Source organism: Pragia fontium (assembly GCF_900638655.1).
GTDB classification, from domain to species: domain Bacteria; phylum Pseudomonadota; class Gammaproteobacteria; order Enterobacterales; family Enterobacteriaceae; genus Pragia; species Pragia fontium.
This window is the reverse complement of sequence record NZ_LR134531.1, coordinates 3,739,984-3,753,070: the sequence shown is the minus strand read 5'-3', so window position 1 is coordinate 3,753,070 and position 13,087 is coordinate 3,739,984. Positions and strand designations below refer to the sequence as shown.

Annotated in this window: 14 protein-coding genes; 7 read left to right on the top strand and 7 right to left on the bottom strand. The window is 44.9% G+C overall.

Annotated features, from left to right (window positions below; translation table 11 throughout):
* Window positions 1-6 precede the first annotated feature (6 nt).
* On the bottom strand, window positions 7-1,551 hold the full coding sequence (gpmM, locus tag EL341_RS16210) for a 2,3-bisphosphoglycerate-independent phosphoglycerate mutase (RefSeq protein ID WP_074824120.1): 1,545 nt from the start codon (window positions 1,549-1,551) through the stop codon (window positions 7-9).
* A gap of 333 nt (window positions 1,552-1,884) precedes the next feature.
* Here gpmM and EL341_RS16205 point away from each other — a divergent pair, with 333 nt between their 5' ends.
* The 4 genes from EL341_RS16205 (at window position 1,885) to cysE (ending at window position 4,792) form a co-directional block, all read left to right on the top strand.
* A complete protein-coding gene (locus EL341_RS16205; protein WP_047782267.1) occupies window positions 1,885-2,316 on the top strand; it encodes a rhodanese-like domain-containing protein in 432 nt (143 codons plus the stop codon).
* Window positions 2,317-2,425: 109 nt separating this feature from the next.
* Window positions 2,426-2,902 (top strand): protein-export chaperone SecB, encoded by a 477-nt coding sequence (secB, locus tag EL341_RS16200; protein ID WP_047782266.1) that lies wholly within the window; start codon window positions 2,426-2,428, stop codon window positions 2,900-2,902.
* Window positions 2,902-3,915, top strand: a complete 1,014-nt coding sequence (gene gpsA / locus EL341_RS16195) for an NAD(P)H-dependent glycerol-3-phosphate dehydrogenase (RefSeq protein WP_074824121.1) — start codon at window positions 2,902-2,904, stop codon at window positions 3,913-3,915. The genes secB and gpsA overlap by 1 nt, the downstream gene beginning before the upstream one ends.
* A 58-nt stretch (window positions 3,916-3,973) precedes the next feature.
* Window positions 3,974-4,792, top strand: a complete 819-nt coding sequence (cysE, locus tag EL341_RS16190; protein ID WP_047782264.1) for a serine O-acetyltransferase — start codon at window positions 3,974-3,976, stop codon at window positions 4,790-4,792.
* 53 nt (window positions 4,793-4,845) lie between these two features.
* Here cysE and trmL read toward each other — a convergent pair whose 3' ends face one another.
* Genes trmL through cpxR form a run of 3 tightly spaced genes read right to left on the bottom strand, consistent with a single transcriptional unit; the run spans window position 4,846 to window position 7,446 of the window.
* On the bottom strand, window positions 4,846-5,319 hold the full coding sequence (gene trmL, locus EL341_RS16185) for a tRNA (uridine(34)/cytosine(34)/5-carboxymethylaminomethyluridine(34)-2'-O)-methyltransferase TrmL (protein WP_074824123.1): 474 nt from the start codon (window positions 5,317-5,319) through the stop codon (window positions 4,846-4,848).
* A 52-nt stretch (window positions 5,320-5,371) separates the two neighbouring features.
* Complete coding sequence (cpxA, locus tag EL341_RS16180; protein ID WP_047782262.1) at window positions 5,372-6,751, bottom strand: envelope stress sensor histidine kinase CpxA; 1,380 nt, start codon at window positions 6,749-6,751, stop codon at window positions 5,372-5,374.
* On the bottom strand, window positions 6,748-7,446 hold the full coding sequence (gene cpxR / locus EL341_RS16175) for an envelope stress response regulator transcription factor CpxR (RefSeq protein WP_047782261.1): 699 nt from the start codon (window positions 7,444-7,446) through the stop codon (window positions 6,748-6,750). The genes cpxA and cpxR overlap by 4 nt, the downstream gene beginning before the upstream one ends.
* 146 nt (window positions 7,447-7,592) lie before the next feature.
* On the opposite strand from cpxR, the gene cpxP reads away from it, so the two are divergent.
* The 3 genes from cpxP to pfkA all read left to right on the top strand — a co-directional run bounded on the left by cpxP (window position 7,593) and on the right by pfkA (window position 10,460).
* Window positions 7,593-8,126 (top strand): cell-envelope stress modulator CpxP, encoded by a 534-nt coding sequence (gene cpxP, locus EL341_RS16170; RefSeq protein WP_074824125.1) that lies wholly within the window; start codon window positions 7,593-7,595, stop codon window positions 8,124-8,126.
* A 148-nt stretch (window positions 8,127-8,274) separates the two neighbouring features.
* Complete coding sequence (gene fieF / locus EL341_RS16165) at window positions 8,275-9,153, top strand: CDF family cation-efflux transporter FieF (protein ID WP_047782259.1); 879 nt, start codon at window positions 8,275-8,277, stop codon at window positions 9,151-9,153.
* A 344-nt stretch (window positions 9,154-9,497) separates the two neighbouring features.
* Complete coding sequence (pfkA, locus tag EL341_RS16160; RefSeq protein ID WP_047782258.1) at window positions 9,498-10,460, top strand: 6-phosphofructokinase; 963 nt, start codon at window positions 9,498-9,500, stop codon at window positions 10,458-10,460.
* A 73-nt stretch (window positions 10,461-10,533) separates the two neighbouring features.
* Here the strand turns inward: pfkA and tpiA are convergent, their stop codons facing one another.
* The 3 genes from tpiA to fpr form a co-directional block, all read right to left on the bottom strand.
* Window positions 10,534-11,304: a triose-phosphate isomerase gene (gene tpiA, locus EL341_RS16155; protein WP_074824127.1), complete on the bottom strand. Its 771-nt coding sequence runs from the start codon at window positions 11,302-11,304 to the stop codon at window positions 10,534-10,536.
* 165 nt (window positions 11,305-11,469) lie between these two features.
* Window positions 11,470-12,135 carry a DUF1454 family protein gene (locus EL341_RS16150; RefSeq protein ID WP_232036575.1) on the bottom strand — a complete coding sequence of 222 codons (666 nt, stop codon included), beginning with the start codon at window positions 12,133-12,135 and terminating at the stop codon, window positions 11,470-11,472.
* A gap of 160 nt (window positions 12,136-12,295) precedes the next feature.
* Complete coding sequence (fpr, locus tag EL341_RS16145; protein ID WP_074824131.1) at window positions 12,296-13,042, bottom strand: ferredoxin--NADP(+) reductase; 747 nt, start codon at window positions 13,040-13,042, stop codon at window positions 12,296-12,298.
* Between the last annotated feature and the right edge of the window lie 45 nt (window positions 13,043-13,087).

The window sequence follows — 13,087 nt, the reverse complement described above, 5'->3', positions numbered from 1 at the left end:
AGGGGATTATTCCACGATGAATAGTGGCTTACCAGTCATCTCTTTTGGAATTTCCATTCCCATCAGGCTTAGCATGGTAGGTGCCAAGTCAGATAACTTACCACCTTCAACGACCTGAGCTTGTTTACCGACGTAAATTAACGGCACTGGTAAACTGGTATGGGCTGTATGGGCCTGACCCGTTGCCGGATCGCGCATTTGTTCTGCATTACCATGGTCAGCAGTTACCAGTAATTGACCGCCGACTTTTTCTACTGCCTCAACCACTTTGCCTACGCAGGCATCCAGCGTTTCAACGGCTTTAATCGCTGCTTCATATACGCCAGTATGACCAACCATATCACCATTTGGATAGTTACAGATGATGGCGTCATACTTACCGCTTTCGATAGCCGTAACCAGTTTTTCAGTCAGTTCAGCTGAACTCATTTCAGGCTGGAGATCGTAAGTTGCTACTTTAGGTGAATTGATCAGAATACGTTCTTCGCCAGTAAACGGATCTTCTACACCACCATTATAGAAGAAAGTGACGTGTGCATATTTTTCGGTTTCGGAAATACGCAATTGAGTTTTGTCATGTTTCATCAACCATTCGCCAAAAGTATTGCTAAGTGACTCTGGTGGATAAGCACAGACAGCTTTAATATCGGCGGCATATTCGGTCAACATCACGAACTCGCTGAATTTAATCACACGATTACGTTTAAATCCGTCAAAATCAGGGTTAATAAACGTACGAGTAATCTGACGGGCCCGATCGGCGCGGAAGTTCATGAAAATTAATGCATCACCATCTTGCATTGCAGCAGAAGGCTCACCCGCTTTTTGAATCACGGTTGGCTTAACGAATTCATCATTTTCATCGCGAGCGTAGGCGTTCTGTAATCCAGATACGGCATCTGCTGTGGTGAATTCACCTTTAGCATCGGTAAGTAAGTCGTAAGCAAGCTGTACACGATCCCAGCGATTGTCGCGATCCATGGCATAGTAACGGCCAATGATGGAGGCGATACGACCAGTACCTAACTGGGCAAACTTATCAGTGAATCGTTTCAGTGTTGATTCCGCACTACGGGGCGGGGTGTCACGACCATCTAAAAACGCATGAAGATAAATTGCTTTGGCTCCGCGTTTATTTGCCAGGTCAATCATCGCAAGAATATGGTCTTCGTGACTGTGAACGCCACCTGGTGACATCAGGCCCATAATATGAACTGCTTTACCAGTAGCCACAGCCTTATCAACGGCAGCGGTTAACACTGTATTTGTGAAGAAGTCACCGTCTTTAATTTCTTTATCCAGACGAGTTAAATCCTGATAGACAATACGTCCTGCTCCAAGGTTAACGTGGCCTACTTCAGAGTTACCCATTTGACCATCAGGTAAACCAACATCCAAGCCGGAAGCGGCAATTAAGGTATGCGGATAATTTTTCCAGAGATTGTCCATAACCGGCTTTTGGGCGTTGATAATGGCGTTATCCTGTTGTTCTTCTCGATAACCATAACCATCAAGGATGACCAGAACCATGGGTTTTTTTGTGCTCGACATTCAATAACCTCGTAAATAACATTGAAATCTGCTGTATTTATACCTGACGCCGTTTTTATACCACATTGCAAAATTAGAGGTAACGATAGGTGCTATAGGTATCATTGCTGTGCCCGATTTTACTACAATCAGAAAAAATAAGCGTAAAAATCAGACATTGATACATGTTTTTGCTATTTTTCAATATATACAAACCCAAACTCTTGATAAAATTTTAGAGACATGCCGTATTTTCTGCACTGTTGTCAGTATTTGGGCTGTAATTGACACTGGGCGCAGGTATACTCCTTAACCTTAATTATTAATCCCAAACAGCGGGAGTTGTTATCCTCCATGGAACAAGCAATGCAATTTGTCAGTAACCATCCGGTACTTAGTTTTGCCTGGGTTGGCCTATTGATCGCCGTGATTTTTACTACATTGAAAGCAGCGACATCTAAAATTAAAGACATCAGTAATTCGGATTTAACCCGACTGATTAACTCTGAGGATGCTGTTGTTGTTGATACCCGCACCATTGATGAATTCCGTAAAGGGCACATTGTTGGGGCGATCAACTTAACGCCAACAGACATCAAAAATGGCACGCTTGCCGTTTTAGATAAACATAAAGATCGTCCGGTTGTCGTACTCTGCGCTAACGGCACCAGCTCAAAAGAGCCGGCGGAAGTGCTAATCAAGGAAGGTTTTGCTCAGGTTTACACGTTGAAAAACGGTTTGTCAGGTTGGAGCGGTGAGAATCTGCCGTTGGTTCGCGGTAAGTAATTATCCGTGGGATGGCCGCCTGTTGGCGTTTTCCTGTTTTTATCATGATTCCCGATTTTTGCGTTATTACAGCATTACAAAGGACATTTAACTTAAAGGTAATTTTCATATGTCAGAACAAAGCAACTCAGAAATGGCTTTTCAGATCCAACGTATTTATACCAAAGACGTTTCATTTGAAGCGCCGGGCGCGCCAGTTATTTTCCAGAAAGAATGGGAACCAGAAGTTAAGCTGGATTTAGATACGGCTTCCAGCCAACTGGCTGATGGCGTCTATGAGGTTGTTCTTCGCGTTACCGTAACGTCTATGCTGGGTGAAGACACCGCATTTTTGTGTGAAGTACAACAGGCCGGTATTTTTAACGTTACTGGTCTTGATGAGTCTCAAATGGCGCATTGCCTGGGTGCATACTGCCCGAATATTTTATTCCCTTATGCTCGTGAGTGCGTAACTAGCTTGGTTTCTCGTGGAACGTTTCCTCAATTAAACTTGGCTCCGGTTAACTTTGATGCCTTGTTTATGAACTATCTGCAACAACAGGCTGAAGCTGAACAAGGTGCTGTAGCACCACGTCAGGATGCTTAATGAGTCAGGTCGATATGACTGTGATCGGTGCCGGTTCATACGGCACCGCGTTAGCCATTACGTTAGCTCGTAATGGCCACTCTGTTGTGTTGTGGGGGCACGATCCGCAACATATTGCCCTGTTACAGCAAGACAGAAAAAATCAGGCCTTTCTTCCGGATGTTTCCTTCCCGGATAATTTACAGCTAGAAACCGATCTACAGCGGGCGATCAGCGCCAGCCGCGATATTCTGGTTGTGGTTCCCAGTCATGTGTTTGGTGATGTACTTCGTCAGATTAAGCCCTTTTTACAGGCTAACGCGCGTATCGTTTGGGCAACCAAAGGATTAGAAGCAGAAACCGGGCGGTTATTGGCTGACGTGGCCAGAGAAGCTTTAGGTAATGATATTCCACTCGCTGTTATTTCTGGGCCGACTTTTGCTAAAGAGCTGGCGGCAGGGCTACCTACGGCGATTGCGGTAGCGTCATCAGATCCAACATTTACTGCCGATCTCCAAAAATTGCTGCACTGTGGTAAGAGCTTTCGGGTTTACAGTAATCCTGATTTTATTGGTGTCCAATTGGGTGGTGCGGTTAAAAACGTCATTGCTATTGGTGCTGGTATGTCTGACGGTATTGGTTTCGGCGCTAATGCCCGAACTGCCCTGATTACCCGAGGTCTGGCAGAGATGAGTCGTCTGGGTGCCGCATTAGGCGCTGAAGCCGCGACATTTATGGGAATGGCTGGATTAGGGGACTTAGTGTTGACCTGTACCGACAACCAATCACGAAATCGTCGCTTTGGTATCATGTTGGGTGAAGGAAAAAGTGTTGAGGAAGCGCAATCTCTGATAGGTCAGGTGGTTGAAGGCTACCGTAATACGAAAGAAGTCTGGATACTGGCTCAACGCTGCGGTGTTGAGATGCCGATTACTGAACAAATTTATCAGGTGTTGTACGGTGGTAAGGATGCTCGGGAGGCTGCGATTGCGCTGCTCAGTCGGACCAGTAAGGAAGAGAAAATTACAGTTTAGTAGGCCATCACTGCTCAATTAATTGGTTTGTATTTGAGGTGTAATCAGGAGCCGGGAAATGTCATCAGAGTCAATGCAAGTTTGGAATGAAATTAAAACTGAGGCGCGTAAGTTAGTTGATTGCGAACCCATCCTTGCCAGTTTTTTCCATTCAACGCTTTTGAATCATGAGTTTCTGGGCAACGCCTTAAGCTATATCTTGGCCAATAAGCTGGCTAGCGCAACGATGCCAGCGATTTCTGTTCGAGAAATTATTGAGGCAGCGATTCAGTCTGATAATAATATTATTGAATCAGCCGCACGGGATATTCTGGCGGTTCGTCAGCGGGACCCCGCCGTTGATAAGTATTCAACTCCTCTTCTCTACCTTAAAGGCTTCCATGCGCTACAGGCCTACCGTATTGGGCACTGGCTCTGGCAGCAAAATCGCAAGGCTTTGGCACTCTATCTGCAAAATCAGGTTTCGGTAGTATTCGGTGTTGATATCCACCCTGCTGCGCGCATTGGCTACGGGATTATGTTGGACCACGCCACGGGGATTGTGATTGGCGAAACGGCGGTAGTGGAGAATGATGTTTCTATTCTGCAGTCGGTAACGCTCGGTGGTACCGGTAAAGAAGGCGGCGATCGTCATCCAAAGATTCGTGAAGGGGTGATGATTGGTGCTGGCGCTAAAATTCTCGGCAATATCGAAGTTGGTCGGGGAGCAAAAATTGGTGCTGGTTCTGTTGTTTTACAGGCGGTTCCGCCATATACCACCGTTGCCGGCGTTCCTGCCCGGATCGTGGGCCGTTCTGGTTGCGATAAACCTTCTATGGAAATGGATCAGAGCTTTAACGGCATCAAAGGCGATCTTGATTTGACCTCCGGCGATTAACGTTTTTATATCGTTGTATATCAGGTTAACTAGCCGGAGATTTTTGGTGATTGTTATTCGCGGTGTACCGCGCCCTGATAGCCTAACTGCCGCCATGCTTCATATACCACGACGGAAGCCGCATTGGATAAATTCATACTGCGGCTGTCTGACTGCATTGGAATGCGGATCTTTTGTTCTTTAGGCAGGCTATCAAGAATCTCCATCGGTAATCCTCGGGTTTCCGGACCAAACAACAGATAATCTCCTGGTTGATATAAGACCTCACTATGGGCCGGCGTACCTTTCGTGGTTAGCGCAAACAGTCGGCCAGGATTTTCATTGTCCAGAAAAGCCTGATAGTTCTTATGACGTTTAATAGATGTGAATTCATGATAGTCCAGCCCGGCTCGACGTAGGCGCTTATCATCCCAGGTAAAACCAAGTGGTTCTATTAGATGCAGCTGGAATCCGGTATTTGCACATAAGCGAATAATATTCCCGGTATTTGGTGGAATTTCTGGTTCGAATAAAACGATATTTAACATGCGCCCCCCAATTAGAGAGGCGCAGAATAACAGATATTAAACTCGGCTAGAACTAGCGAAGATAAAGAGGAAGCCAAATTGTCAGGCGCAACCCACCAAGTGGACTTTTTTCCGCCTTGGCCCAGCCACCGTGCTGACTGATCGCCGATTCGACAATTGCTAATCCCAAACCGGAACCACCAGAGTTACGATCACGTGCTTCATCCGTTCTATAGAAGGGGCGGAAGATTTGTTCTCGATCTTCTTCTGCAACGCCGGGACCATCATCATCAACGTGAATAACGATCCCCTGATTATCACAGCTGAAGGTAACGACAATATGTTTATCTGAATAGCGGAAGGCATTACGGATGATATTTTCCAACGCACTGTCTAATGCCGTTCGGTTACCAAAAATTGGCCATGGTCCAGGTGGGACAGCGATTTCCAGCTTCTTATCCGTATGTTCTGCTTCGAATTTTGCATTATCGAGGACATCAGCCCACAGCTCATTCGCCATCAGACGTTCTCTGGATATCTCACTTTTGTATTGATTACGGGATAATGCCAGTAAGTGGTTAATCATGTTATCCAACCTCTGGGCTTCAGTTTCTATCCTAAGCAGCTCTTTTGATTCCCCGTGGCGGCGGCGCATTAATGCCGTGGCCAGCTGTAATCGGGTCAGTGGGGTGCGTAGTTCATGGGAAATATCCGAAATTAGCCTTTGTTGGGCTTTAACCATACGATCGAGTCCATTGACCATTTGGTTAAAGCTTGCCCCCGCTGCACGAAATTCCAGAGGGCCAAATTCAAGTTCCGGAGACTCTCGAAGATTTCCTCTGGCGACTTCATCTGCGGCCTGTTTTAATTTACGGGCTGGTTTCGCCAGACTCCAGGCGAGCCAAAGTAACAACGGTATACTGATCACCATGGTTACGGCCAGTAATAGTAGCGGACGGTCAAAGAGCAGATTGATAAAGTCAGACTGGGGACTATTGGCTGGGCGAATTAAATAAAGCTGATAGTGTTCTTCACGGTCGCGTACGGAGAATGGCCCTATCATCTCCTGTAGACCATATTTTTTCTTCATTGGATAATCGGCGTTATCTGCCTGACCAATAAAGTTGCGAACCATCTGCATCTCGTTGCGCTTTAATACACCAACAATACGGCCTTCACTGGTTACCAATAGCATACGCTGACCAGGAGGAGACCATTTTTCAATAGATTGCAGGAGCCTGCGCCACCACATCAAATCGCTGTTAGGCGTACTGGCTAATTCTGCTTCGACATGCTGCTCTAACATGGTGCCTTGACGGCGCTCGCTATCCATAACTTGCGATAACTGGCGCGAGTCGAGTTTAGGCACCATCAATACCACCATTACAACCAGCGTTAATGTTAGCCAGAATATAGCAAATATGCGGGTGGTCAGGCTGTTAAACGTTATCATGTGACAGTAACCATCAGATAGCCGCGTCCACGCAGGGTTTTAAACCATGGCAGCCCATCGTGGCGCTCTGGTAATTTGCGTCTAAGGTTGGAAATGTGCATGTCAATGGCGCGATCGAATGGCGTTAAGCGTTTCCCCAATACTTCCTGACTTAAGTATTCACGGGAAACCACTTGACCTAAACGCTGTGCCAGTAGATAGAGCAAGGTAAATTCTGTTCCAGTCAGATCAAGGGTTTGTCCATCAAAGCTGGCTTCCTGACGACCTGGGTTTAGGCGCAGTTTATCAACCTGTAGCGTATTGGAGCTGACTTCAGGTTCTTGCTGCTGCTCGCTCCAGTTAGAGCGCCGTAAAATTGCGCGAATACGTGCGATTAATTCACGGTCGTTGAATGGCTTAGGTAGGTAATCATCGGCACCTAGCTCAAGGCCTAATACCCTATCTAATTCGCTACCGCGTGCAGTGAGCATAATGACAGGCGTTTGATAATTCTGGCGTAGTTCTTTTAACGTATCGATACCGTTTTTCTTTGGCATCATGATGTCCAATAGCAGCAGATCAACGCTGTTATCCATCATATTGATTGCTTGTTCGCCATCATAAGCAACAATAACGTCAAACCCTTCCAGTTCCAGTAACTCTTCCAATAATGATGTGATTTCACGATCGTCATCAACAAGCAAAATTTTACTCATAATGTTTCCTCCAGAAGCAAAATTACTCGAATAGATGGCGCTATTCCATGACTTTACACACATTTACACGTGCTGACGGTAGTTTTCATCCACTCGATTAAACTTCTATTCATCGGTTCAATACGGTGAAGTTTGCGGAGATAGCGATGCATAAAGTTAACATTCTAATTATGGCATCAATGTTGGCACTGAGTACATCAACTGTGTTAGCCGCAGATGGAAAAAATGTTGAACCAGAGAATTGTTCGGAAACTGGCGCGTGTTTAGGTTCGGTTTCTACTACCAATAGTAGCGAAGCAGTAAAAGCTCAGATCATGCACCAACATAGTTTGTTTGATGGACTTAATTTAACGGTTAAACAACGTCAACAAATGCGCGATCTGATTCGGCAGAATTATCATGATGCCATGCCAAAGATGTATATGGATAACATGGAAGCGATGCATAATTTAGTTATCGCTGACCACTTTGATGAGAATGCCGCTCGGGCACAGGCTGAATTTATTGCTAAAGCTCAGGTTGAACGGCAGGTTGCTTTAGCCAAGGTACATCACCAGTTTTATAGCCTGTTAACGCCAGAGCAGAGAATAGTATTTAATCGAAACCATTCTGAACGAATGGAAAAGATGCAGCAGCATTTGGACCAAATGCGAAAGTATGAAGAGTTAGATCCCCAGTAGTGTATGTAGTTGTATGTAGTATCCTATGATGTATGTTTTTCCTTGCCTTAGACACCATCCATGTCTTCCCCGCCATTGACGGCGGGGTTTTTTTTATCTAAAAAAGCTATACTAGCAAGTTCATCAAATACGGTTTTGAGGTTTAAGGGTGAGCGATCAGTACGGACGATTAGTCAAAACAGCGGCGTTATGTGCAACAACAGTGGCAACAGCGTTGTTGATCATAAAGGTAGTTGCCTGGTGGTTAACGGGGTCTGTCAGCTTGCTGGCCGCTTTAGTGGATTCACTGGTTGATATCGCCGCTTCATTAACCAACTTATTGGTGGTGCGTTATGCGCTGCAACCGGCGGATCATCAGCATACTTTCGGTCATGGTAAAGCCGAGTCGCTGGCGGCATTAGCGCAGAGTATGTTTATTAGTGGCTCCGCGATTTTTTTATTCTTAACTGGGTTTCAGCATCTGGTGAATCCGCAACCCCTTAAAGCTGCAGGCGTCGGTATTGGTGTGACAATTGTTTCATTAATTACCACGCTTTGTCTGGTCGCTTTTCAGCGTTGGGTGGTCAGGAAGACACAAAGTCAGGCCGTTCGGGCTGATATGCTCCACTATCAATCAGATATCTTTATGAATGGCGCTATTCTGGCTGCGTTAGGCTTTAGTCTGTATGGCTTCCTGCATGCGGATGCTATTTTTGCGTTGGCAATTGGCTGTTATATTTTGTATAGCGCATTACGCATGGCTTATGATGCAGTACAAACGTTACTCGATCGGGCTTTACCAGATGAGGAACGTCAGGAAATTATGAATATTGCACTGTCATGGCCGGGGATTCAGGGGGCTCATGATTTGCGTACCCGACAGTCTGGACCAACCCGCTTTATTCAACTACATGTAGAAATGGATGACAATTTACCGCTGATTGAAGCACATAAAATTGCCGATAACGTTGAGCAGGATATACTGAGACGTTTTCCGAATTCTGAGGTGATCATTCACCAAGATCCGTGTTCTGTGGTGATTTCCTGATTTATCGCATGATACCGGATAGCAGTTTTTTTACCCTGTAGGTATTTATTTTGGGGCGAGAAAAAAATAATTCTCTCAGCTATATAAATTATTACCGTTTTTAACTTAAACTGAATCAATTCAGCCAATAGCATTTGTTATACTGAGTAGTCGAAGCTAAATGTCATTAGCCTGAATGTAGTCAATCGGATTAAAAGCCCGGGGATTACCCTACAAAATAAGCCCGGTGCATTTAATTGATACCAAGGGTCAGCTTTCAGACCCACAAGGTTTTATCGCCATGTATAACCATGGCATGTCGTGAAACGATATCTACAATAACATCTGTTAGTTTAGAGGTGGTCATGATCAAAAGAATCGGCGTTTTAACGAGTGGTGGTGATGCACCGGGTATGAATGCAGCCATTCGTGGAGTGGTGCGAGCGGCACTCTCTCAGGGATTGGAAGTTTTTGGTATTTACGATGGTTATCAAGGGCTGTGTGAAGATCGGATGGAGCAGTTGGATCGCTATAGCGTATCCGATGTGATTAACCGTGGTGGTACTTTTCTAGGCTCTGTGCGTTATCCAGAATTTAGAGATCCTGCAGCGCGTGAGAAGGCTATCGAAAACCTAAAGCGCAGAAATATTGATGCATTAGTGGTTATCGGTGGTGATGGTTCTTACATGGGGGCAAAGCTGTTAACTGAGCGTGGTTTCCCATGTATCGGCTTACCCGGTACCATTGATAATGACGTTGCGGGTACGGATTATACCATTGGTTTCTTTACGGCTCTGGATACCGTGGTGGAAGCGATTGACCGTTTGCGCGATACCTCTTCATCTCACCAGCGTATTTCCATTGTAGAGGTGATGGGGCGTCACTGTGGCGATCTCACTCTGGCAGCAGCTATTGCTGGTGGTTGCGAGTTTATTGTCCTGCCTGAAATAGAATTTAACCGTGATGATTTAGTTGCCGAGATTATGGCAGGTATTAGTAAAGGCAAAAAGCATGCGATTGTTGCCATTACGGAACATATCTGTGATATCAACGAGTTGGCGAAGTATATTCAGCAGAAAACTCACCGCGATACTCGAGCAACCGTATTAGGGCATATTCAGCGGGGCGGCTCTCCGGTTGCCTATGACCGTATTCTTGCTTCTCGTATGGGTGCTTATGCTATTGACCTGCTGTTACAGGGTTATGGTGGTCGTTGCGTCGGTATTCAGAATGAGAAGATGGTACATCACGATATTATTGATGCCATTGAAAATATGAAGCGTCCGTTTAAAGGTGACTGGCTGAAAACGGCAAAAGAATTATTCTGATAATGCTGTCAGACAATCAGATATAAAAAATCCCCGGAAGGTTATTCCGGGGATTTTTTTATTTAAAGCTAAATTATTTGGCTTTTTTCGCTTTAGCTGCGGCTTTAACGATAATGGCGAAAGCGTCAGCTTTTAATGATGCTCCGCCAACCAAAGCCCCGTCAATATCTGGCTGAGAGAATAGCTCAGCAGCATTGCTGTCATTGACTGAACCGCCGTATTGAATAATGATTTTGGCTGCGACGTCAGCATCATGCTTAGCAATATGATCGCGGATAAATTTGTGAACTGCTTGAGCTTGAGCTGGGGTTGCTGATTTTCCAGTACCAATAGCCCAAACGGGTTCATAGGCAATCACGGAACCTTTCAGTGCAGGGGCTCCCATCGTTTTTAGCACTGCATCTAACTGTCTGGCACAAACGGCTTGGGTTTGGCCTGCTTCGTTTTCCGCTTCAGTTTCACCAATACATAATACTGGAATTAAACCTGCCTCTTTCAGAACGGCAAATTTTTCGGCAATCAGTTCATCGCTTTCTTTATGATAAGTACGGCGCTCTGAGTGGCCGATGATAACGTATTTGGCGCCGATATCTTTTAACATATTAGCGGATGTTTCGCCGGTAAATGCGCCAGAAAGATTAATATCAACGTTTTGTGCACCGAGTGCGATATGGCTGTCGGAAATAGCCTGTTTGGCTTGATCCAGATAAATAAACGGTGGTGCAATTGCTACATCACAGCCATCTACATTGCTTAATTCATGACGTAGGCCAGCGATAAGCTCGTTGACCATATGTTTGCTACCGTTGAGTTTCCAGTTGCCCATAACTAATGGATGACGCATGTTTTTTCTCCAATCAGATTATACGGTAATGACTTTAATTACAGTGGGTTAGCTACTTACGATATCGCGTAAATTGCTGCGACGATATTCATATCTTGCCATAGTATAGAGTGACTTGATGTATAAGATTTCGTTTTTATCAGTCATTCGCTCGTTGTCGACGATTTATTTATCAGATAGCGACAGCTTAATCGGTTCAATAGCGAATGTTATACCTTTTTCATTGTGATCGGCTATAACAAAGCGCAGTGTACCTTCCTTTTGCTGATAGAAGGGGCTCCCTTTACCTTTCTCGAGTAGTTCATTTGCTTTGTTCTGACACTTTTCCAATGTTGAAGTCGGTTCAAATAAACTAATAAAAGCAGCCATGTAGTTAGCTAATACAGCCCGATCGGCTTTTTCCGCTTTTGCTATATTTTCAGGTTTTTCTGGTTTTTCCTCTGAGGGTGGCGGCGGTAAATAGGTTAATTGTAGGCTTCTAATAGTCCGCTGACTCTTATCGATGGCGACAGAAGAATAGAGTGTATTATTGATGCGACTGGCAGCTCGGATGAGTGGTGACTTTACTTCCAGGGTCTTGATGGTTTTGTATTCTGCCAGAACCATATGTGGGTAAGTGGTATTAAATTTCTCTCTAAATTGAGCGACCGTCAGGTTGAACGTTGGTGCATCTTCTCTTAAATAAGGGGCGACAACCGTTTCTGAATGTTTCGCTGAGGATGATTCGCTGGATGATGCATTAGGCTCAACAGCAAATGCAGTGTTGCTTAACATTAAGGTCAAGAGAGTAGCGCTAAAGATGCCTGCTTTTGTCAACGTATCATGTCCCACTTGAGAATCATCCTGATGTGCTGTGATAGAGAGGAATTAATATATGATTAAAACCTGTTGAACATAGCTTGTCAAAAGCGCCTTATCGAGCCGATACCGTTACTCAAATAAATGCAGCAACGGTGCGGCGTCTAAATAAAATAGCCGGTTAATGAAATGATTACCAGTATTGCTCCGTGGTGATATGACCTGGTTTTCTGCGCAGGTGTTTTGACATTCCGCGCTGTTGTTTTAGTAACTGCTGAGTATCTTTGGCCATTTGTGGATTACCACACAACATTACATGACTATTTTCTGGATTAATGGTTAATCCTACGCTGGATTCCAGTTCACCGCTTTCAATTAACGCCGGGATGCGGCCATGCAGGGAATCAGTCGTTTTTTCTCTACTAACAATGGTCTGGATACGCAATTTTCCAGCATAGCGTTTTTCCAACTCACGCATGAGCGGTAGGTAATTCAAATCTTGGTTATAACGCACGGCGTGAACCAGAACGATATGATTAAAACGCTCCAGATCCTGACCTAATTGTAGAATCGACAAAAATGGCCCGATGGCCGTTCCGGTAGACAGCATCCATAAGGTATCTGCAACAGGTACTTCTTCCAGCACGAAGAAACCGGCTGCGTCTTGGGTCACCAGAATGTCATCTCCGACCTTCAACTGATGTAGCTTAGGACTGAGTTTACCTTCGGGTACTTTGACAAGATAGAATTCTAATTCTGAACTATCAGGAGAATTAACGTAGGAGTAAGCCCGCTGAACACGTTCACCATCAACATCTAAAGCTAATTTGGCAAATTGGCCCGCAGTAAACGATCGTACCGGAGCTTGTATAATCAGGCTGAATAAACCATCTGTCCAATTATCTACTCGTGTAACCTTACCCGAAACCCAGTCAGCCATGAATGCTATCCTCTTAATTTACTGATTTTATAAATTTTTTAGCTT